This is a genomic window from Yersinia sp. Marseille-Q3913, from assembly GCF_963892745.1.
Classification (GTDB): Bacteria; Pseudomonadota; Gammaproteobacteria; order Enterobacterales; family Enterobacteriaceae; genus Yersinia; species Yersinia bercovieri.
Window position 1 is genome coordinate 175674 of sequence record NZ_CAWQAF010000022.1, and the last position, 22552, is coordinate 198225.

Sequence of the window (22552 nt, forward strand, 5' to 3'; positions counted from 1 at the left end):
AACGATGTTGGGAAAATTAACACTTGATGCGGTTCCGCTACACGAACCAATCATTATGGTTACCGTTGCTGCAATCGTTCTAGGCGGGCTGGCACTTGTCGCCCTCCTGACCTATTTCGGCAAATGGAAGTGGTTATGGAGCGAATGGCTGACCTCTGTTGACCATAAAAAAATCGGTATCATGTACATTTTGGTCGCCATGGTCATGCTTTTGCGTGGTTTTGCCGACGCCATCATGATGCGTAGCCAGCAAGCACTTGCTTCTGCTGGCGAGGCTGGGTTCCTACCGCCTCACCACTATGATCAAATCTTCACCGCTCATGGCGTCATCATGATTTTCTTCATGGCGATGCCTTTTGTGGTGGGCTTAATGAACGTGGTTGTACCGCTACAAATTGGTGCTCGTGACGTTGCCTTCCCGTTCCTGAACTCACTGAGCTTCTGGTTCTTCGTCGTCGGGGTGGTGTTAATCAACATCTCTCTGGGGGTCGGTGAATTCGCGCAAACTGGCTGGCTGGCCTATCCGCCGCTGTCAGGTAAAGAGTACAACCCAGGTGTTGGGGTCGATTACTGGATCTGGAGTCTACAGATTTCCGGTTTGGGGACTTTGCTGACTGGTGTTAACTTCTTCGCCACTATCTTGAAGATGCGCGCACCTGGCATGTCAATGATGAAGATGCCGGTCTTCACATGGGCAGCACTTTGCACCAACATTTTAATTATCGTCTCTTTCCCGATTCTGACCGTCACCGTCGCGTTACTGACCCTGGATCGTTACCTTGGCACCCATTTCTTTACCAATGATATGGGTGGCAACATGATGATGTACATCAACCTGATCTGGGCCTGGGGCCATCCGGAAGTGTACATTCTGGTCCTGCCAGTATTCGGCGTGTTCTCCGAAGTTACTGCGACCTTCTCAAGAAAACGGCTGTTTGGTTACACCTCACTCGTTTGGGCTACCATCGCGATTACCGTTCTGTCGTTTATCGTTTGGCTGCACCACTTCTTTACCATGGGGTCCGGTGCCAACGTTAACGCCTTCTTCGGTATTGCCACGATGATCATTTCCATCCCAACAGGGGTGAAAATATTCAACTGGTTGTTCACCATGTACCAAGGCCGAATTCAGCTTAACTCCGCAATGCTGTGGACTGTTGGTTTCATCATCACCTTCTCTATCGGTGGGATGACCGGTGTTCTGCTGGCCGTTCCAGGTGCAAACTTTGTTCTGCATAACAGCCTGTTCCTGATTGCACACTTCCATAACGTGATTATTGGCGGTGTGGTATTCGGTTGCTTCGCTGGCCTGACCTACTGGTGGCCTAAGTCCTTCGGCTTTACGCTGAATGAGAAATGGGGCATCCGTGCATTCTGGTTCTGGATTATCGGCTTCTTCGTTGCCTTTATGCCGCTGTACGTACTGGGCTTTATGGGTATGACCCGCCGTTTGAGCCAAGATATCAATCCAGAATTCCACCCGATGTTAATGGTGGCCGCTGGCGGTGCAGCACTGATTGCATGTGGTATCTTGTGTCAGGTTATTCAGGTCTTCGTCAGTATCCGTGACCGTGAACAGAATCGCGATTTGACTGGTGACCCATGGGGTGGTCGTACGCTGGAGTGGTCTACCTCTTCTCCACCGCCGTTCTATAACTTCGCTGTTGTGCCTGTCGTGACTGACCGTGACGAATTCTGGGACATGAAAGAGAAAGGTGAAGCGTATAAACGCCCGGCGAAATACGAAGAGATCCACATGCCGAGAAATACCGGGGCAGGTGTGATTATTGCTGGCTTCAGCTTGATCTTCGGCTTTGCCATGATCTGGTATATCTGGTGGCTGGCCATTGTTGGCTTCGTCGGCATGATTGTGACCTGGATTGTGAAAAGCTTCGACGAGGATGTTGATTACTATGTGCCGGTTGCAGAAGTTGAGCGCATTGAAGATCTTCATCATGAACAAATCAGCAAAGCAGGCGTGAATCATGTCAACTGAAACTCTGACTAACCATAACGTCGCCCATGTAGAGCATGGGCATCACGATGCAGGAGCCACCAAAGTATTCGGCTTCTGGATCTACCTGATGAGCGACTGTATTTTGTTTGCGACTCTGTTCGCAACCTATGCAGTGCTGGTAAACGGGACCGCTGGCGGTCCTTCAGGCAAGGATATCTTCGACTTGAACTTTGTTCTGGTCGAAACCTTCCTGTTGCTGTTCAGTAGCATTACTTACGGCGTCGCTATGCTGGGCATGAATAAAGGCAATAAAAACCAGGTGAATACCTGGTTGGGTCTGACATTCCTGTTCGGTCTGGGCTTTGTGGCAATGGAAATCTATGAATTCCATCACCTGATTGCTGAAGGCTACGGCCCGGATCGCAGTGCGTTCCTGTCCAGCTTCTTCGCGCTGGTTGCCACCCACGGTATTCACGTTACCGCTGGCTTGGTTTGGATCATCATTATGATGATTCAAGTAGCAAAACGCGGCCTGAATGAAATGAACCGAACCCGCCTGATGTGTCTGAGCTTGTTCTGGCACTTCCTGGATGTGGTTTGGATCTGCGTATTCACCGTTGTCTATCTGTTAGGAGCCATGTAATGAGTCATCCAACATCGAGTCACCCAACAACGACTCACGGTGGAGCCAGCCACGGTAGCTTGAAGTCATACCTTATTGGCTTCATTCTGTCGGTCATTCTGACAGTGATTCCATTTGCGATGGTGATGAGCGGCACTGCCTCTCATACCACTATTCTGGCCACAGTGGTCGGTTTAGCCGTTGTGCAGATTATCGTACATTTAGTGTACTTCCTGCACATGAATGGATCGTCCGAAGAGCGTTGGAATCTGGTGGCGTTCCTGTTCACCGCTATGATTATTGCAATCGTTGTTGTGGGCTCACTCTGGATTATGTACAACCTCAACATCAATATGATGGTTGACTGAAGAGCTGCATGTGATGATTAAGCAATACCTGCAAGTAACTAAACCAGGAATTATCTTCGGCAATTTAATTTCTGTCGTTGGGGGATTTCTCCTCGCTTCCAAAGGCGTGATTGATTACCCCCTTTTTCTCGCCACCTTGTTCGGTGTCTCGCTAGTTGTTGCCTCCGGGTGTGTGTTTAACAACTATATCGACCGTGATATCGACCGTATCATGGAGAGAACGAAGAATCGTGTCCTGGTAAAAGGGCTTATCGATCCGAAAGTGAGCCTGATTTATGCTTCAGTGCTGGGTATTGCTGGCATGCTGTTGCTCTATGTCGCCGCCAATCTATTGGCAATGCTGCTGGCAGTCATTGGTTTCGTTATCTATGTGGGGGTTTATAGCCTCTACATGAAGCGGAAATCAGTCTACGGCACTTTGATTGGCAGTTTGTCAGGTGCTGCGCCACCGGTGATTGGTTACTGTGCCGTGACCGGGCAGTTCGATATGGGGGCATTAATACTGCTGCTGATCTTCAGCCTGTGGCAAATGCCTCACTCTTATGCCATCGCGATTTTCCGCTTTAAGGATTATCAGGCAGCCAACATTCCGGTGCTGCCGGTCATAAAAGGAATATCGGTCACCAAAAACCATATTACCCTTTATATTCTGGCATTTATGGTAGCAACCCTGATGCTGACACTGAGTGGCTATGCCGGTTATAAATACCTGGTTGTCGCTGCTGCGGTGAGTGTCTGGTGGTTGGGCATGGCCTTGCGCGGTTACAAGGCAACCAATGACATCGTATGGGCGAGAAAACTCTTTATCTTCTCCATCATTGCCATTACGTCATTAAGCGTGATGATGTCGGTTGATTTCAATGTTCCTTCCTCGGCAGGATTACTGACTTACGTCGGGTAATATCAAGCTGATGTTGATATAGAGAGTGGCTGGCGGAAAATACCTGCCAGCCACTTTTTTCTGCCCTCCCCTGCTTCTCTTCGTTCATCCGTTTATCTTTCCGTCTCTTTCGGGTTTCACTGGCACCTATAACAGTTAGAGCTATTTATTTCACCGACTGTTCTTGTTCGGGTCATTCAGCCCCGAGTTTTACTTAAAATATTGCCTGTAATACATTCTAAACATCAATAGATTTACCCACCGGGCCTAACATCATTACAATGGTGCAGAATGTTTTTTTGAGGTGGTAATGAACGATAATAAAATGACCCCGCTAGAGCTTCGGGCTACCTGGGGACTGGGGACAGTATTCTCACTGCGCATGTTAGGCATGTTTATGGTTTTGCCGGTTCTCACCACCTACGGCATGGCACTTTCCGGTGCCAGTGAAGCGCTGATTGGTATTGCGATTGGTATTTACGGTTTGGCTCAAGCCATTTTCCAAATCCCGTTCGGCCTGGTTTCCGATCGTATTGGTCGTAAACCGCTCATCGTCGGTGGTCTGCTGATATTTGCCTTAGGCAGTGTCATTGCCGCGCTAAGCGATTCTATTTGGGGCATTATTCTGGGTCGTGCATTACAAGGCTCTGGTGCAATCGCGGCAGCAGTGATGGCGCTACTGTCAGATCTGACCCGTGAGCAAAACCGCACAAAAGCCATGGCGTTCATCGGTGTCAGTTTTGGTGTCACTTTTGCTATCGCGATGGTACTCGGCCCCATCGTCACCCATGCTTTTGGCCTGCAAGCCCTGTTCTGGGCAATTGCCATACTGGCGCTGTTAGGCATTGTCATTACGTTAGCCGTAGTACCGGACGCCGATAGCCATATACTTAATCGTGAATCCAGCATCGTAAAAGGCAGTGTGAGCAAAGTGCTCAACAACAGTCGGCTGCTTAAACTTAATTTTGGCATCATGTGCCTGCATATTTTGTTGATGTCGAGCTTTGTGGCATTACCGCAGATTATGGCTAGCGCAGGATTAGCTCCAGCTCAGCACTGGATTGTCTATCTGGTCACCATGTTGGTTTCATTCGCCGCCGTGGTTCCGTTCATTATTTATGCTGAAGTCAAACGCCGGATGAAGCAGGTCTTTATGGGCTGTGTGGCAGTGCTGTTTGCCGCAGAAGTGGTGCTGTGGTCCGCTGGGCAACAGTTGTGGGTTATCATTGCTGGCGTGCAGTTATTTTTCATTGCTTTCAATGTGATGGAAGCCATATTACCTTCATTAATCAGCAAAGAGTCTCCCGCAGGTTACAAAGGTACAGCAATGGGAATTTACTCCACCAGCCAATTTATTGGCGTCGCTATCGGCGGTAGTTTAGGTGGTGTTATTTTTGGTATGGGAGGGGCAAGTATGGTGTTTGCTGCTGGCGCAGTTATCGCACTACTATGGTTTGCGGTCAGCGCCACTATGCAAGAACCACCTTATGTCAGTAGCCTGCGAATTACTTTGTCAGAGTTGGCGGTAAAAGATTCTGCTTTAGAAGAGCGAATCAGAGCACAACCGGGTGTCACTGAAGCGGTCGTGGTGAGAGCCGAACACAGTGCTTACGTCAAAGTGGATACCAAAAAAACCAATCGTAATCAGCTAGAAGAGTTGGTCAACGCGATATAAGCCTAAATCAGGTACAAATTTTTTGTACCTGATTCGATTAATAACAGATCCCGCTGAATATCAGTCGCGGAAGTTATTGAACTGGAATGGCTGACCCAGATCAGCACCGCGAATCAATGCCATTACGCCCTGTAAATCATCACGCGCTTTGCCGGTTACCCGAACTTGCTCACCCTGAATCTGTGCCTGAACCTTCAGCTTGCTATCTTTAATCAGTTTAACCAGCTTCTTGGCCTGCACACTTTCAATCCCTTGCTTCAGCTTGGCTTCCACACTGTAGGTTTTACCACTGCGATCCATCTCTTCCGGGATCTCCAGTGCCGCACCTTCAATCCCACGCTTGGTCAGTTGAGCACGTAAAATATCCAGCAGTTGTTCAACCTGAAAATCAGATTCGCTGACCACTTTGATGCTTTCGTTCTTCTCATTTAACTCAAAACTCGCCGGGACATTACGGAAATCCCAACGGTTTGCCAGATCACGGGTGGCGTTTTCAACGGCGTTACGCACTTCCTGCATATCGATTTCAGATACAATGTCGAAAGATGGCATATTCCCTCCTCCTGATAAGATGAATGGTGAGCATAATAACCGCTTTATCCCCCACAGACAAAGCCAAGCCGCTGACAATTGCTCAACTAACCCCCAGTTATCGCCAACCCTGCGTTTAATGGCTAAAAAGTCTATAATCAAAGCATAACACGCAGAAAGAAGAAGTAAGTTTTCCGCTCATACCAAGGAGGTCTCAATGAAAATTACTGTGCTTGGTTGCGGAGCTTTAGGGCAATTATGGCTGTCAGCGCTCTACCAGCAAGGTCATGATGTACAAGGCTGGCTTCGTGTGCCACAGCCCTTTTGTCCGGTCAATGTCATCATGCTAAACGGCGAGGCATTCAACCAAAACCTGCCGACTAACGATCCTGATCATTTGTCGAAAAGTGAACTGCTGCTGGTCTGCTTAAAGGCGTGGCAGGTCTCCAGTGCAGTGACCGCATTGCTACCTAAACTTCACCCTGAATGCCAGATTTTACTGTTACATAACGGCATGGGAACACAGGAGGAGCTACCTCGGGATGAGCATATTTTCCTGCACGGTGTGACCACCCATGCTGCGCGTCGGGACGGCAACACGATTGTCCATGTCGCCAGCGGCATTACCCATATTGGCCCGATGTCGCCAGTTGCGATAGACATCAGTCACCTGGCTGATCTCCTGCATCAGGCATTACCTGATGTGGCCTGGCATAACGATATTTCAGCTGCCTGTTGGCAAAAACTGGCGGTAAATTGCGTGATTAATCCGCTGACCGGCCTGTATGGCTGCCGTAATGGTGATTTGCAGCGCTACCCTGAACTTATCGAACGTTTGTGCGCCGAGGTTGCCAGCGTGATGGAGATGGAGGGCTACCATACTTCAACAGATAGCCTGCTCAGTTATGTTAACAATGTCATCCAAAGCACGGCAGATAACATCTCTTCGCTGTTGCAGGATTTACGCTGCCAGCGGCACACCGAGATAGATTACATCACCGGCTATTTACTGCGCCGTGCGCGTAGTCATGGCATGACTCTGCCAGAAAATACCCGGCTATATGACTTAATTAAACGTAAGGAAAATGAGTATGAGCGTATCGGCGCTGGTTTGCCTGGCTCCTGGTAGCGAAGAGACCGAGGCAGTCACCACGATTGATATTCTGGTGCGCGCAGGTATTGAGGTTACGACAGCGAGTGTTGCCAGTGATGGCGCATTAGAGATTGTCTGTTCGCGCGGCGTGCGGTTACTGGCCGATACGCGCTTAGTGGATGTGGCTGATCAGAAGTTTGATGTGGTAGTGCTTCCCGGCGGTATCAAAGGTGCCGAGTGCTTCCGCGATAGTCCGCTGTTAGTCGCCACTGTGCGCCAAACCCACAATGAGGGCCGTCTGGTCGCGGCAATTTGTGCCGCCCCCGCACTGGTTCTTGAGCATCATAATTTATTCCCCGTCGGCAATATGACCGGCTTCCCGGCGCTGAAAGATAAAATCAATGCCACCAAATGGATGGATCAGCGCGTGGTCTATGATCGGCGGGTGAATTTAGTTACCAGCCAGGGGCCAGGAACCGCCATTGATTTCGCGTTGAAAATTGTTTTCCTGCTACTCGGACGTGAAAAAGCTGAAGAGGTAGCCTGGCAACTAGTACTACCGCCGGGGATCTATAACTACAGAGACTAATTCCTAAAAGATCTCATTATTTTATAATTAATATTAATGAGATTTTATTTTCATCTATCAACGGCTAAGTTGTCCTACCAATTAACGACATAACTATCCGGATCAGTCAGTACTGGATGGTGACTATCAACAACCAATAGGGTATAACTTATGTCTACAGCCATAAAAGAAATCACATTAAGTCTAATAAAGAATCAAATAATAGATTTAATTTTAGAAGGAAATGAATTTACGACTGGAGGATCTTACCATGAATTTGAAAAGTTAATTTTAGATAACTTAACTAGTAACTTAAGTTCAGCAATAGAAGGAAAAATAATAACGGCACAACAAATACTTACAGATGTCAAAAGTGTATTTGCGGACGATAAATACAAAAATGAACTGACAGAGTTTATGAAATTGCTTACAGAAGCCATCTATGAAAAAGACGGCACTGATCCTGTCAAATTAAAAAATAAATTTAATATAATATCATTGGAGCATGAAAATAATTTAATTTTAGATAACGACGGAGTGTCAGGCAAAGAAATGTTTTTTTATTTCAGTAGCGAACTTGCACCTGAACATGAAAGATTTAATAGTGAATCCCTTATTCAACCATACGATTATGGCATAGACTACAAGATATTTACGTTGTCTGACAATAAAAGTGAAAAAGAAGCAACTTCTCCTTCTCGCATAAATAACAAAGAAAGCACATTTAATCTAATAAAGAATCAAATAGGAGATTTAATTTCCAAAGAAAATAAGTTTAAAGAGGGAAGATCTTACCATGAATTTGAAAAGTTAATTTTAAATAACTTAACTAGCAACTTAAATTCAGCAATAGAAGAAAAAAGTAAAGCAGAAAAAGTAAAAAACGATGACTATGATAATATTAATAAAAATCTAGAATTAGTAATAGCGCAAAGAGATTATATAAAGAAAACTCCACACCCAATGACGGGGTTGAGAAGTAAAGCTGCGAAGAGAAAATTGAGAAGTTTGCAGAGTAATATATACAGGATACAGAAGATAAAAGATAACTTCCATACTTCGCAAAGCTACCTAAATTTTAAGGAAAATGAAAAAAAAGCAATGCAAGCACAAGAAATGCTTACAAATGCCAAAAGTGTATTTGCGGATAATAATTGCGAAAATAACCTGATAGAATATATAAATAATTCAAGAATTCACTTCCCAGAACCATTAGGTAATCTGAATTACTCATTATTAGAACTCTTTATGGAAGGTGACAGTCCCAGAGAGCAGCGAGAACAGGATTTAAAATTGCTTACTGAAACCATGAATAAAAAAGACAGCTCTGCGTATGCCGCATTAAAAGCTGAATTTGATATACTGATGAAGGAATATCATGATGAACGAGATAAGTTGGAAGTGGCCAAAGAAGAATTAAGCAATGAACAAAGCCATCAAGATTATGATGATTTCATTGCAAAGATGAACAATATGAAAAACAAGGAGGAATATAAAATACTCAGTGCCGAATTTGGGCCTAAAAATGTAAGCGGTGATGATTTAATCCCTTGCGAAGAATCCACTGATAACATTGACAACCTGAAATCAGCGTCATGCGATATAAACGGCGAAAAAGAAATAATATCTTTCTCTCAAATAAATAATATCAATAAGACTCAAAATAGTTATTTACCCAGCAGTAACCAAAATCAATACAATTAGAGTTCGCGTATTGATTATCATCCATACCCCCGATATATTTAAAATATATCGGGGGTAGATTATTTAAAACAGCAGCTAATATTTACCTAAACCTAGTTATGGTCGATAAACTTTCACATTGGTATACCCCTGCTCACGCAGATAAAGTGCCTGCAAACGACTCATCACTCCGCGATCACAATACAGCAGGTAACTCTTGCTCTGATCCAGATCGGCGAACTGCGAGTTTAACTTATAGAATGGCACCGATTTTACCGTCACCTGCTCCAACTTAAGCGGCTTCTCTTCCTGCTCATCCGGCGCGCGGATATCCAGCAGCACATCGCTCTCGCCCAACTCTGCAACGGTTTCAACTTCCACCAGTTGCTCACGACTCTGCTCTGCAATTTCACGGATATCGACGTTTTTAGCTTCACTAACCACCCGATCCAGGATGGAGAAATCAAAGTGAGCCTCCTCCTCCTCAATCTTCGCCTTAACCGCTTTCACCGTCGGGCTTTTTGAAATCACGCCACAATACTCCGGCATGGTTTTAGCGAAATCTTCGGTGCCGATTTTCCGCGCCAAATTGATGATGTGCTCTTTATCATGGGAGATCAGTGGGCGCAGAATCAGGGTATCCGAGGCATTATCAATTAAGCGCAAGTTAGTGAGTGTCTGGCTGGAGACCTGCCCCAGCGCTTCACCGGTAACCAGTGCCTGAACGCCATAACGTTCTGCAACCTGCGACGCCGCTCGCACCATCATGCGTTTTAGTACCACGCCCATCTGGCCGTCTTCGACTTTTTCGAGAATTTCGCCCACGACAGGTTCGAAATCAATGGCAACAAAACGCACCCGATGGGAGCTGCCGAAACGGTTCCACAGGTAATGCGCCACTTGCTTAACCCCAATTTCATGGGCTGAACCGCCGAGATTAAAGAAGCAGTAGTGCACGCGGCAACCACGGCGCATCAGCATGTAGCTGGAGACACCCGAATCGAAACCGCCTGAAATCAATGATAAAACATCTTCCTGCGTACCAATCGGGAAACCACCCAGACCTTCGTGACGCGCTTTGATCAACGTCAGTTTGTCCTGATCAACTTCCAGATGCACGGTGACCTGTGGATGGGTCAGTTTGACTTTGGCAGTTTCAATATGCTGATTCAGACCGCCGCCAACATATCGCTCAACATCACCAGAGGTAAACTCATGCTTACCGCGGCGCTTCACCCGCACACAGAACGTTTTTCCGACCAGTGTCTCGCGGTAGGCTTCCAGCGTTTGCTCGAAAATATTGTGCATATCGGTGTAGTTGCGATCTTCTACTTCGAGGATATGGTGAATCCCCGGCACGCGAGTCAGCGCATCACAAATCTGTGGACCCAAATTGTCATCTTTGGTGCGGATTTCAATATGATCCCAATGACGGACAACAGCAAGGCTGTCATCCTCAAGGTTTTTCAGTACGTTGCGGATATTAGTGGTGAGAATTTTGATGAAGCGCAATCGCACCGATTGACTCTTGATGGTGATTTCTGGGAACAATTTAATGATAAACTTCATGGCGGTTTTTAGTTGTCTGGTTATGGAGTGATGGCGTTGCTATTGGCAGCAACAGTCAATAGACGTTAGCAAAAAGATGCAAGCCGTGGAGTATATCACTATATGATGCCCCGCTGCGTACTAAAAACCAGACTTAAACGCCACGATTTCCCCCGCATTATCCGCTAGAATAGGCGGTAATAAGTTTTTCACCTGAAAGTGTTTCCCAGCAAGCAGGAAAACGTGACCGGCCATCAAGGTTACGTTTTATAAAAATAGTGAGTCGAATAAAAAACTATGCCGAAAAAAGCCGCATCATCCGAAACCAAAGCAGCCAGTTTTGAAACATCGCTCAGCGAACTGGAACAGATTGTGACTCGCCTGGAGTCCGGTGAACTCCCGCTAGAAGAGGCGCTAAATGAGTTTGAGCGGGGCGTGCAGTTGGCGCGTCTTGGGCAGCAGACCTTATTACAAGCCGAGCAGCGTGTGCAGGTTCTTCTGAGCGACGATGTTGATGCGCCATTAGCCCCTTTCACGCCAGATGCTGAGTAAGTCTTATGTCTAACGCCCACTCATCCATCGATTTTAGCCAGCAACTTGCCGCGCACCAGCAGCGAGTGAATCAGGCGCTACTGAACTTTATCGCCCCTCTGCCCTTTGGTGATAGCGATTTGGTCGAGGCCATGCGTTATGGTGCCGTGTTAGGCGGCAAGCGGTTGCGCCCTTATTTGGTGTATGCCACAGGTCAAATGTTTGGCCTCTCGCTGACCACTTTAGATGCCCCTGCGGCGGCAATTGAATGTATCCATGCTTATTCATTGATTCACGATGATTTACCGGCGATGGATAACGATGATTTACGCCGTGGACAGCCCACTTGCCACGTTAAATTTGGTGAGGCTAACGCCATTCTGGCGGGTGATGCCCTGCAAACGCTGGCCTTCGCCATTTTGGCCGAAGCAGAGATGCCCAATGTGGCAGATAAAGATCGCCTGGCGATGGTGGCTGAATTAGCCCATGCCAGCGGTGTTGCAGGGATGTGTGGTGGTCAGGCGCTGGATCTGGAAGCCGAAGCCCGCCAGATCTCACTGGCCGACCTTGAACAGATCCATCGTCATAAAACTGGTGCATTGATCCGCGCGGCAGTGCGCCTCGGTGCATTGGCAGCCGGTACCCGTGGGCGCGCAGCATTACCGTTACTTGATCGTTACGCCGAGGCGATCGGCCTGGCCTTTCAAGTGCAGGACGATATTTTAGACGTTATTGGTGATACAGCTACAATTGGTAAACGTCAGGGATCAGATCAGCAACTTGGGAAAAGCACCTATCCCGCACTTCTGGGGTTAGATTGCGCTAAAGCTAAAGCTATGGATCTGTATCAGGAAGCGCTCAGCGCCCTGAATGCCCTTTCAGCACAATCCTATAATATAGCGCCCTTGCAAGCATTAGCCTGCTTTATTATTGAGCGCGATAACTAGAATTATATTGGTCGTTAATAGACGCCTGATATGCCCAAAGCAGTTAGAGTTGCAGATAAATAGCCAGCGAATTCCCCTGCAACTTCAATGACCAAGGGTATATAACCACTTTTGATATGAGCATCGAATGAGCCTTGATATAGCCAAATACCCGACATTGGCACTTGCGGATAATCCTGAAGAGCTGCGCATGTTGCCAAAAGATAGTCTGCCGAAGTTATGTGATGAGCTACGGCAGTATTTGCTCGCGTCTGTCAGCCGTTCCAGTGGGCATTTTGCTTCTGGATTGGGCGTGGTTGAGCTCACTGTCGCGTTGCATTACGTCTACAACACACCTTTTGATCACCTGGTGTGGGACGTCGGTCATCAGGCTTATCCACATAAAATATTGACCGGCCGCCGTGAACAAATTGGAACTATTCGCCAGAAAGATGGCTTACATCCGTTCCCTTGGCGCGGTGAGAGTGAATATGATGTGCTTTCTGTCGGCCACTCCTCCACCTCAATCAGCGCGGGTTTAGGGATGGCAGTTGCCGCCGAGCGGGAAGGTAAAGGGCGTCGCACCGTATGTGTCATTGGTGATGGAGCAATTACTGCCGGTATGGCTTTCGAAGCCATGAACCATGCAGGTGATATTCACTCAGACATGCTGGTTATCCTTAACGATAACGAAATGTCTATCTCCGAAAACGTGGGTGGCCTAAACAATCATTTAGCTCAGCTATTATCGGGGAAACTCTATACCAGCCTGCGTGAAGGCGGTAAAAAGGCGTTTTCCGGGTTACCGCCGATTAAAGATCTGCTGAAACGTACCGAAGAGCACCTGAAGGGCATGGTAGTACCGAGTACCTTATTTGAAGAGTTAGGTTTTAATTATATTGGCCCAGTCGATGGTCACGATGTGCAGGCACTGACGCAGACGCTAAAAAATATGCGTGACCTGAAAGGCCCGCAACTCCTTCATATCATGACCAAAAAAGGCAAAGGCTACGCACCGGCGGAGAAAGACCCTATCGGTTGGCATGCAGTACCAAAGTTTGATCCCGCCTCAGGTACTTTGCCGAAGAGCCAGGGCGTACTACCGACTTATTCCAAAATATTTGGTGAGTGGTTATGTGAAACCGCCGCCAAAGATAGCCAACTGATGGCTGTGACCCCGGCAATGCGCGAAGGCTCAGGGATGGTGCGCTTCTCCCGCGAATATCCGCAGCAATATTTTGATGTGGCGATAGCTGAGCAACACGCAGTGACCTTTGCAGCAGGTCTGGCGATTGGCGGCTATAAACCGATCGTGGCCATCTACTCGACTTTCCTGCAACGGGCCTATGATCAATTAATTCATGATGTTGCCATCCAGAATCTACCGGTTCTGTTTGCAATTGACCGTGGCGGCCTGGTGGGGGCAGATGGTCAAACCCATCAAGGCGCGTTTGATCTCTCATTCATGCGCTGCATTCCAAACATGGTCATCATGACCCCAAGTGATGAGAATGAGTGCCGTCAAATGCTGCACACCGGTTATCACCATAATGGGCCAGCGGCAGTGCGTTACCCACGTGGTAATGGTACAGGTGCAGTACTTGAGCCATTAGAGATCATGCCTATTGGTAAAGGGATAGTACGCCGCGAAGGTGAAAAAGTGGCCATTCTCTGTTTTGGCACTTTGCTGGCACAGGCGCAACAAGTGGCCGATAACCTGAATGCCACACTGGTGGACATGCGTTTCGTGAAACCATTGGATGAAGAATTGGTGCAAGAGATGGCAGCCAGCCATGAGTTTTTGGTCACCGTGGAAGAGAACGCCATCATGGGGGGGGCTGGTAGTGGGGTCAATGAACTGTTGATGGCGAAACGGCAGTTAGTACCGGTGCTGAATATCGGCTTACCTGATCATTTCGTTCCACAAGGTGAGCAAGATGAAATGCGGGCTGAATTTGGTTTAGACGCCGCAGGTATACAGCGCCAGATTGAAGCCTGGCTGGCGTAATAGCATATCAGGCATAACCACTCGGTTATGCCCTTAATCTAATGGCTATTTAATAGAATAGATTTATTGGCCAGTAATGCCCGATGACAAAAATAATCGCAGCGGCAATCACCCCAGCAATAATGTCATCAATCATTATCCCCATCCCGCCGTGAACATTACGATCAAACCAGCGAATAGGCCAGGGCTTCCAAATATCAAAAATGCGGAAAGCGACAAAACCGACGGCGACCCATTGCCAATCATTCACCGGCAACGCCATCAAGGTAATCCACATTCCGACAAACTCATCCCAGACAATGCTGCCGTGGTCATGAACTTGCATATCTTTCGCGGTGCGATGGCAAATATAAACGCCAATGCAGATACTGAACATCACCACCAAGGAGTAAAGCTGCCAGGGTAGCTGAATCAATAACAGCCAGAAGGGGATAGCCGCGATAGAACCCATGGTGCCCGGTGCCCACGGTGATAAACCGCTACCAAAACCGGTGGCCAATAAGTGCCAGGGATTAGATAACCGCAAGCGCCCTTTGGCTTCATCCATGGGATTTACCCGCTGAGAAGTGATCAAAACCACGGAAATTAAGATCAACCACTTTTCCTTCGCGAAAGAATTTAACCCCTTCCGCCTGTGGCCCAATCTGACCAATGCAAGTATAGCCTGCGCCGGTATTACTGAGCGCAACATCCAATGCACCACGGTTTATTTCTGGTACCGTAAAGCACAGCTCGTAATCCTCGCCACCACTCAATGCCCAGCGCAGCGCTTGCTCCGCATCAACTTGATTTTTCAACGGATCAGAATATGGCAAGTGATCCAATTCAATGCGCGCACCGCAATGACTGGCTTTCAGGATATGTTGCAGGTCAGAGATAAGCCCATCAGAAATATCGATAGCAGAGCTGGCGAGTGAACGTAGCGCCTGGCCCTGTAATACGCGAGGTTGTGGCCGCAAGTGGCGGTGAATTAATGCCGCTCGGTCAGCTTCATCATCAACACGCAGCTCATTTTGTAAGATAGCCAAACCCGCTGCACTGTCACCCAAAGTACCGGTAACATAAATCCAGTCGCCAATCCGCGCACCGGCACGGGTCAATGCCCGTCCTTCCGGTATCAAACCTTGAATAGTTAGCGTCAGACTCAATGGCCCACGGGTGGTATCACCACCAATCAATTGCATCCCGTAATAATTAAGCTGATCAAATAAGCTGTCACTGAAGGATTGCAACCAATCTTCATTGACATTAGGTAGGGTCAAAGCAAGAGATAACCAGGCAGGATCGGCACCCATAGCCGCTAAATCGCTCAGGTTTACCGCTAAAGATTTGTAACCCAGATCGGCGGGATCGATATCCGCCAGGAAGTGAACGCCAGACACCAGTGTATCTGTACTGATGGCTAACAGCTGTTTCTCTGCCACTGTAAGAAGTGCGCAGTCGTCTCCAATACCCAGCTCTACATCCCGGCGATTACTTCTGAACCGGTCAAAGTAGCGGGCAATGAGGTCAAATTCGCCACATGCCATAATACAATTCCAGAAATGTTAACCGATATATGATTAAGGCCAGTAGCCGGCCTTAATCACACCGGTAGATTATTTTTTCTTACGTACTGTCGGAGCTAGCTTATCCAGCACTCCGTTGACAAACTTATGGCTATCTTCCGCGCCGAAAGTTTTGGCGAGTTCAATAGCTTCATTGATCGCCACTTTATAAGGGACATCTTCACGTTTGCTCAATTCAAACAGCGCAATACGCAGAACCGCTCTTTCAACCTGACCTAATTCTTCGAGCTGGCGAGAAAGCACGGGTGCCATTAACGCATCCAGAGATGCGGCGTTAACAGCAACCCCGGAGAGCAATTCACGAAAATAGGCGATGTCGACATCTTTGACATCCTGCTCCGACAGGAACTGTAATTCAACATCAGCGATGTCGTTTTTAGACAACTGCCAAGAGTAAAGCGCTTGAACAGCGCACTCACGAGCGCGGCGACGAGCAGCAGGTTTCACGGAATTCCCCTTAACTTAACTAAATTCAGCCTTTAATAGCTTTGATTACATTAATCATTTCAAGCGCGGTCAGGGCAGCTTCTGCACCTTTATTACCGGCTTTAGTACCCGCACGCTCAATGGCTTGCTCAATACTCTCTGTGGTCAGCACACCGAAAGCCACTGGGATATCACTGTTCATGGCGACATTCGCTAAGCCAGAACTCGCTTCACCAGCAACATACTCAAAGTGCGCAGTCCCCCCACGGATCACAGTACCCAGTCCAATTACCGCATCGTAACGATTTGTTTTTGCTAATACATTGGCGACCAACGGCAGCTCATAAGCCCCTGGCACCCAAACAACAGTAATATTGTCATCGGATACTTGACCAACCCGCTTCAGGGCATCGATTGCACCTTCCAGCAAGCTGTTGTTGATAAAGTTGTTAAAACGCGCAATTGCAATCGCCACGCGGGCATTAGGAGTAGCAACAACACCTTCGATAACGTTCATAGCTTTCCTCAATATGGGTTCATACCCCGCAGGGGGGCGGATTCTATCATATTCTTTCACGCACCGCCCCTGCGCATTTGTAAAACGCAGGCAAGCTGGTGATTAGCAGAGGGGATCCCTGCCAGATAAATTAATTAATACTTCGGTTTCAAGCGCAAGCGCAGATCTGGCCCCACCTGCCGCACCTCACTGAATACAAATTCGGGCGCTTGTGCCAAACTCGTTAATCCAGCCAGCTCGCATAATCCGCGTGCATTACTGCCCAATAGTTTTGGTGCAACATACAGAATTAGCTCATCAACTACGCCGGCCTGCAGCAGTGCTCCTGCCAGCTGTGGCCCCGCCTCGACCCAAACTGAATTAATCTGCCGCTTACCCAGTTGCATCATCAACAACACTAAATCCACACCATTACCATGGCGAGGTAGTAATAGTTGCTCTACATTATCGGGCCACTGCTGCTCATCAGCCTCAACACGGGCCAACCAGCATGGGCCATCTTGCTGTATCACTTTATGTTGTGGAGTTACGCGGTTATGGCTATCGAGTATAATCCGGATCGGCTGGCGCAACCTGGCTTGCGGATACCAGCCCTGGGTTTCGCTATCTAACTCATCCCAGCGCACAGTGAGTGAAGGATCATCCGCCAAGACAGTGGCACTGGTACTCAGAATTGCTGCACTTTCAGCCCGAAAACGTTGCACATCTTGCCGCGCCTGCCGCGAGGTAATCCACTGACTTTCCCCCGACGCCATCGCGGTTCGCCCATCCAGGGATGCGGCCATTTTTAATTGCAGATAGGGGAACCCCGTGCGCATTCGTTTTAGGAAACCAAGATTAACCGCCTCAGCCTCCGCCAACATTAAGCCATGATCGACGGCGATACCCGCTTGCTTCAATTTATATAACCCGCGCCCAGCAACCTGTGGATTGGGGTCTTGCATGGCCGCGACAACTCGAATGACCCCCGCAGCAACCAAGGCATCAGCACAGGGCGGTGTACGTCCATGGTGGCTACATGGCTCGAGGGTGACATAGGCGGTGGCACCGCGCGCTTTCTCACCGGCCATAAGCAAAGCATGCACTTCAGCATGCGGCTCTCCGGCTCGCAAGTGATAGCCCTCACCGACAATCTCACCATCGCGAACCAGCACGCAGCCGACATTAGGGTTAGGTGGCGTGGTAAAGCGCCCCATTCGCGCCAATTCGAAGGCGCGAGCCATATAGAATTCATCGGGCGGCATGGCTTTCCTTATATTTGATGCAGGGTAGTTTTACCTTACAATAAATACGCTGCAATAGAAGATAGGGGTAACGCGCTGATTAATCTTGCAAACGGGCAATTTCTTCGCCGAACTCGCGGATATCTTCAAAGCTGCGATACACCGAGGCAAAGCGGATATAAGCCACTTTATCCAAACGTTTCAGCGCTTCCATCACCAGATTGCCGACCATCTTGGTGGGCACTTCACGTTCACCCGTGGCGCGTAACTGGGATTTGATATGACTTATCGCGGTTTCAACGTCATCAGAGCTAACCGGCCGCTTTTCTAATGCTTTCAGCATACCACGGCGCAATTTATCTTCATTAAAGGGTTCACGTACATCATCACTTTTAATCACGCGCGGCAGTACCAACTCCGCGACTTCAAACGTGGTAAAACGCTCATTACAATCTAAACACTGGCGGCGACGGCGCACTTGCGAACCATCGCTCACCAGACGGGAGTCAATGACTTTGGTATCCACAGCGGCACAAAACGGGCAATGCATAGCGCTTCCTGATAAGTGAACTTAAACTTAGCAGCAGTTTACCGCGAACTGCCGCGACAACAAAGGGTGGATCAGTTGTTGTCGACTATCAATGCAGGCTTGGATTTGGCGGTTCAGGTAAATTTGGCATTGGTGCCACTGACCCAGACCACCAAGTTTTGAACGCTTGTATAATCGGGCCCATGCGATATTTCCACGCCTCCCTCCAACTTACATCGTGGCTAGCTAAGTGGAAATCACCTTGGGGTACCAAGCCTTTCATCGCCTTGGTCAGTTGCTCGCTCACTCCACTAGATTCCAACTTGGGTTTACATTTAGTGAAAAGATAGTAGACAGCGGCGCAGCATATCCCGATAGCAATAAAGGGGGCTAGTGGTGCTAAGACGACACTTGAGCTACCTGCAATTAAAACACCGATTGAAAGCGCGGCTACCACAGGGACAACAAGCTTAGCCTTACTAAAAAATCGATTGAAATTTATTGATTTCGATTGTTGTTTGAGCTCAACACATTCAGATGCCATTGCATAGCGCAGAGCTAGTGTGAGGTTCTTCGTTATATCCGCTGGGATAGTGTTTTTAGTAATCAGATCCTCTAATCTTTGGGCCAGTTTTTCTATACGATCGAGCCCTTGATCAACAATTTTATATTCAGGGCTCTTCCTAGCGCTTTTTTCGTAATTCTGAGTTTGTAGATTTGTATTAAAAGACTGCCGCAGCTTTTTTATCGTGACTATTGGGCTCTCACCCGCGACACCAAAATGGGTTTGTGTACTAGCATTACCAAAGAGTTTATCCCAATTAGCCTGTATCCAGCGTTGAGCGAACATGAGACTACCCGGTGGCTCGGTATATGTGGACGAACGAATATCAAAAGCCAACATTTGTTGGTAATAATATACCTGCAACTGCTCAAGGCTAGCATTTACTGGTCTTGTGCCTAAATCACCTAACACTGTATTAATATGCTTCAGATGTTTACGCATAAAATCCATTAAATCAGTTAAATCATTTATTTTATCATTTACCGAATCAGGCGTGTCATGATTAAATACCACATGTGACTTGTTACCTGGTAGGGGTTGTAATTGCATATAAGCTCCCAGACCAGAAACTTTCAAATACTCTGCTATTTTTTTACTAAATGTACCATCAGCTTGATGGCTTTCTAGCAACCTGCTAAGAACTAAAGCTATTTTTTCATTATTATCAGGGAAGTTTATGACATTCACAGGACCATTCGGTTTCAACTCAATCAATATATTATCTCTGAGCGTTTTGTTTTTTAAATCTTCTGTTATTTTTTCAACATGTCCAGTTTGTAGCGCAGGTGTTTTTGCATTGATATATTCATTTAGCATACCTTGCAATAGCAATCCATTATTACAAAGACCTTTTGTAGGTTTAATATAAAAATCCTTTGGAGCACCTTCCATTATACCAATTGACTTTGCGACCTCTTTATCTTTGACGAAATTAACTAACAACTGATAGCGAGAACTTGAATCAGTTCCACTAGTAGAATTTTTTATCTCATTAAGTGCCCGACAAAATTCATCTATAGTGCCAATTTTTTCATTTTCTAGCTTAAATGTTTTAGTCGTTTTATCGTGTTGCCTTTTATATGGTGCTTCAACAAGTGCACAGTAAATAGCTTTCAACTCTACTAGCTCTGGTGGAGCATTCTCATAAAACAGATTGGGTGGTGTTACCTGCATTGACGCAACGGCAGCTTGTGGCAAGACAGGTGTAGGTACAATCGATTGCGAATATTTAATATTATCACCAGGGGCGAATGAATCTTGTGGTTCTTCAACCGAATCTGTTTTTTTCTTTACTAACTGATAAAATACCTCATCATTCTCCCTTTTATTTATAAAGCGTTTAACATGATTATCCTTGCTGAATTTATTAAACGCTTTTTTTAATGTGCTGAAAGTGGGTTTTTTTATAAGATCATATACACGATTAACTTCACAACAAAAATCTTCCATCGTGCCAAGGCCATCTCTCAACTTAATATCTTTACTCCCTTTATACTCCTTAGACATTATATCATTATATAACTTAACCAAATTTGACACTTCCTCTGGTTGCTCCGCAAATGGGTTACCCAAACAAGCAGTAACTCCGGAATTCTTCAGGTAGAAATGGTCACAAAACGCCTTAAAATCATAGTTATCCTTAATCCCTAAACCTTCTTCACTATTAATTAACTCAACGAGTTTCTTACATTCTTTTGAAGTATTATTTTCTCTCAAATGATTATTTAGATTAAAAATAACTTCATCTATCGTCTTAGAACTATTTTTTTTTCCTCTCAAGTGAGGATAGTCACCCTTACTTCCAATATAACCTGCATCACTTAAGGCCTTATCTAGCTTAGCATAGACTTCATTAAATAAGTCACCATCATTATCTAAATTAACATCATGATATTCATAAGAATTATAACACCCTGAACCAACTCCTGAATTTCCAATCGTATTATTTCCTGTACTTTTCACTAAGCCCTCCTTATTAGTGACTCTCGGATTATTTTATATTTAACCTTGAATACCTATATCTAAGGAGAGAGAGTAGTAGATAGCCACTAGATAACCTATCAAATAAGTTGGGTAAATCCCAAAATAGTCCACTTTAATAATTTATTTTTCTTATTCATTCGCCACGCAAATCAAAATCGTGTTTACATACAAAAATAAAACTATCAATGTAACTATAATAAATAAAGTTAAGTAATAATTGAATGGAGAAAATAAAGAAGAGAGTTAATCGATATCTTTTTACTGTGAAAAAAAGTCTCGCTGACTTAATAACAAAAAGCCCTAACACCGACTGTATCTTCAATCACTCTAAGATACAGTCAGCATCAGGGCTTATATTTCGTACTACCGCAGACTATTACGGCAGAATTGAAGGCTGATCTGCGCCCTCTTTCTCAACTTTCTGCTGCAACATATGCTCACGTTTCATACCCAGTTTCAACGCCAGCGCGGACGCGACGTAGATGGATGAAACTGTACCGATGGACACACCGATCAGCATCGTCAGTGAGAAGCCTTGTAGCATCGCACCACCGAAGATAAACAGCATCAATACCACCATCAGCGTAGTCCCAGAAGTCATAAGGGTACGGCTTAGGGTTTGGGTCAAAGATACGTTCATGATTTCGTAAGGCGTACCGCGGCGAATTTTGCGGAAATTCTCACGAATACGGTCAGATACCACGATGCTGTCGTTAAGTGAGTAACCAATAACTGACATCAATGAAGCGACGATAGTCAGGTCAATCTCGATATGGAATAACGACAAGATCCCCATGGTAATAATCACGTCATGGGCCAGAGCGATAACCGCCCCTAGCGCCAAACGCCATTCAAAACGGAAACCGACATAAACCAGGATACACAGCAACGCCACCAATAACGCCATACCACCAGCCTGGGCTAAATCACTACCCACACTTGGCCCGACGAATTCGATACGTTTTACCGATGCATTCTTATCAACTGACTCATTGATAACAGATATGACTTTGTTACCCAGCTCCTGCCCGGCAGTCCCGGTTGCAGGTGGCATACGTACCATTACATCACGAGTGCTACCAAAGTTTTGCAGAATTGGCGACTCAAACCCCGCCTTTTCTAGCGTGTCGCGCAGTTGGTCCAGATCAGCAGGTTTTTCCAGGTTAATTTCAATCACCGTACCACCAGTGAAATCAAGACCCCAGTTGAACCCTTTGGTGGACATCACCGCAATCGATGCAACCAACAGCAGCAACGAGATGCCGAAAGCAACGTTATCCCAGCGCATAAAGTCATAGACTCTACGGCCATAGTTCAGTTGTTCAACAGTATAATCCTGTGCCACAACGTA

General features: G+C 46.7%; 21 protein-coding genes. 11 read left to right on the plus strand and 10 right to left on the minus strand.

Annotated features, from left to right (window positions below):
* The first annotated feature begins 4 nt into the window (after positions 1-4).
* The 5 genes from cyoB to AACW11_RS11160 all read left to right on the plus strand — a co-directional run bounded on the left by cyoB (position 5) and on the right by AACW11_RS11160 (position 5502).
* Positions 5-1996 (plus strand): cytochrome o ubiquinol oxidase subunit I, encoded by a 1992-nt coding sequence (gene cyoB / locus AACW11_RS11140; protein WP_004873454.1) that lies wholly within the window; start codon positions 5-7, stop codon positions 1994-1996.
* The gene (locus AACW11_RS11145) at positions 1986-2600 is read left to right on the plus strand and encodes a cytochrome o ubiquinol oxidase subunit III (RefSeq protein WP_032897215.1); all 615 of its coding nucleotides are present in this window, start codon (positions 1986-1988) and stop codon (positions 2598-2600) included. The genes cyoB and AACW11_RS11145 overlap by 11 nt, the downstream gene beginning before the upstream one ends.
* Positions 2600-2947, plus strand: coding sequence for a cytochrome o ubiquinol oxidase subunit IV (locus tag AACW11_RS11150; protein WP_032812973.1), 348 nt, complete (start codon positions 2600-2602; stop codon positions 2945-2947). Before AACW11_RS11145 ends, AACW11_RS11150 begins: the two co-directional genes overlap by 1 nt.
* A gap of 13 nt (positions 2948-2960) precedes the next feature.
* Positions 2961-3848, plus strand: a complete 888-nt coding sequence (cyoE, locus tag AACW11_RS11155) for a heme o synthase (RefSeq protein WP_212584330.1) — start codon at positions 2961-2963, stop codon at positions 3846-3848.
* Positions 3849-4137: 289 nt separating this feature from the next.
* Positions 4138-5502 (plus strand): MFS transporter, encoded by a 1365-nt coding sequence (locus AACW11_RS11160; RefSeq protein ID WP_212584331.1) that lies wholly within the window; start codon positions 4138-4140, stop codon positions 5500-5502.
* A gap of 60 nt (positions 5503-5562) precedes the next feature.
* Here the strand turns inward: AACW11_RS11160 and AACW11_RS11165 are convergent, their stop codons facing one another.
* Positions 5563-6054 carry a YajQ family cyclic di-GMP-binding protein gene (locus AACW11_RS11165; RefSeq protein ID WP_032897217.1) on the minus strand — a complete coding sequence of 164 codons (492 nt, stop codon included), beginning with the start codon at positions 6052-6054 and terminating at the stop codon, positions 5563-5565.
* A 196-nt stretch (positions 6055-6250) separates the two neighbouring features.
* Here AACW11_RS11165 and panE point away from each other — a divergent pair, with 196 nt between their 5' ends.
* The 3 genes from panE to AACW11_RS11180 all read left to right on the plus strand — a co-directional run bounded on the left by panE (position 6251) and on the right by AACW11_RS11180 (position 9398).
* Entirely contained in the window at positions 6251-7162 is a 912-nt protein-coding gene (panE, locus tag AACW11_RS11170) for a 2-dehydropantoate 2-reductase (protein WP_212584332.1), read from the plus strand.
* Positions 7125-7715: a protein deglycase YajL gene (yajL, locus tag AACW11_RS11175; RefSeq protein ID WP_212584333.1), complete on the plus strand. Its 591-nt coding sequence runs from the start codon at positions 7125-7127 to the stop codon at positions 7713-7715. Before panE ends, yajL begins: the two co-directional genes overlap by 38 nt.
* 150 nt (positions 7716-7865) lie before the next feature.
* Positions 7866-9398, plus strand: coding sequence for a hypothetical protein (locus AACW11_RS11180; RefSeq protein WP_212584334.1), 1533 nt, complete (start codon positions 7866-7868; stop codon positions 9396-9398).
* A gap of 96 nt (positions 9399-9494) precedes the next feature.
* On the opposite strand, the gene thiI is transcribed toward AACW11_RS11180, so the two are convergent.
* Positions 9495-10946 (minus strand): tRNA uracil 4-sulfurtransferase ThiI, encoded by a 1452-nt coding sequence (gene thiI, locus AACW11_RS11185; RefSeq protein ID WP_212584335.1) that lies wholly within the window; start codon positions 10944-10946, stop codon positions 9495-9497.
* Positions 10947-11222: 276 nt separating this feature from the next.
* On the opposite strand from thiI, the gene xseB reads away from it, so the two are divergent.
* From xseB to dxs, 3 genes are all read left to right on the plus strand, one after another.
* Entirely contained in the window at positions 11223-11477 is a 255-nt protein-coding gene (xseB, locus tag AACW11_RS11190) for an exodeoxyribonuclease VII small subunit (RefSeq protein WP_212584336.1), read from the plus strand.
* A 5-nt stretch (positions 11478-11482) separates the two neighbouring features.
* A complete protein-coding gene (gene ispA, locus AACW11_RS11195) occupies positions 11483-12403 on the plus strand; it encodes a (2E,6E)-farnesyl diphosphate synthase (protein WP_212584337.1) in 921 nt (306 codons plus the stop codon).
* A 127-nt stretch (positions 12404-12530) separates the two neighbouring features.
* Entirely contained in the window at positions 12531-14390 is a 1860-nt protein-coding gene (gene dxs / locus AACW11_RS11200) for a 1-deoxy-D-xylulose-5-phosphate synthase (protein ID WP_212584338.1), read from the plus strand.
* Positions 14391-14439: 49 nt separating this feature from the next.
* Here dxs and pgpA read toward each other — a convergent pair whose 3' ends face one another.
* The 8 genes from pgpA to secF form a co-directional block, all read right to left on the minus strand.
* The gene (pgpA, locus tag AACW11_RS11205) at positions 14440-14937 is read right to left on the minus strand and encodes a phosphatidylglycerophosphatase A (protein WP_212584339.1); all 498 of its coding nucleotides are present in this window, start codon (positions 14935-14937) and stop codon (positions 14440-14442) included.
* Entirely contained in the window at positions 14930-15919 is a 990-nt protein-coding gene (thiL, locus tag AACW11_RS11210; protein ID WP_212584340.1) for a thiamine-phosphate kinase, read from the minus strand. Before thiL ends, pgpA begins: the two co-directional genes overlap by 8 nt.
* A gap of 69 nt (positions 15920-15988) precedes the next feature.
* A complete protein-coding gene (gene nusB / locus AACW11_RS11215; RefSeq protein ID WP_005272763.1) occupies positions 15989-16405 on the minus strand; it encodes a transcription antitermination factor NusB in 417 nt (138 codons plus the stop codon).
* Positions 16406-16430: 25 nt separating this feature from the next.
* Positions 16431-16901, minus strand: coding sequence for a 6,7-dimethyl-8-ribityllumazine synthase (ribH, locus tag AACW11_RS11220; RefSeq protein ID WP_005272766.1), 471 nt, complete (start codon positions 16899-16901; stop codon positions 16431-16433).
* Positions 16902-17035: 134 nt separating this feature from the next.
* The gene (ribD, locus tag AACW11_RS11225) at positions 17036-18145 is read right to left on the minus strand and encodes a bifunctional diaminohydroxyphosphoribosylaminopyrimidine deaminase/5-amino-6-(5-phosphoribosylamino)uracil reductase RibD (RefSeq protein WP_212584341.1); all 1110 of its coding nucleotides are present in this window, start codon (positions 18143-18145) and stop codon (positions 17036-17038) included.
* A gap of 79 nt (positions 18146-18224) precedes the next feature.
* The gene (gene nrdR, locus AACW11_RS11230) at positions 18225-18674 is read right to left on the minus strand and encodes a transcriptional regulator NrdR (protein ID WP_004707531.1); all 450 of its coding nucleotides are present in this window, start codon (positions 18672-18674) and stop codon (positions 18225-18227) included.
* Positions 18675-18762: 88 nt separating this feature from the next.
* Positions 18763-21180 (minus strand): MFS transporter permease, encoded by a 2418-nt coding sequence (locus AACW11_RS11235; RefSeq protein ID WP_249192713.1) that lies wholly within the window; start codon positions 21178-21180, stop codon positions 18763-18765.
* Between the two features lie 397 nt (positions 21181-21577).
* Positions 21578-22546, minus strand: a complete 969-nt coding sequence (gene secF, locus AACW11_RS11240) for a protein translocase subunit SecF (RefSeq protein WP_005272774.1) — start codon at positions 22544-22546, stop codon at positions 21578-21580.
* Positions 22547-22552 lie beyond the last annotated feature (6 nt).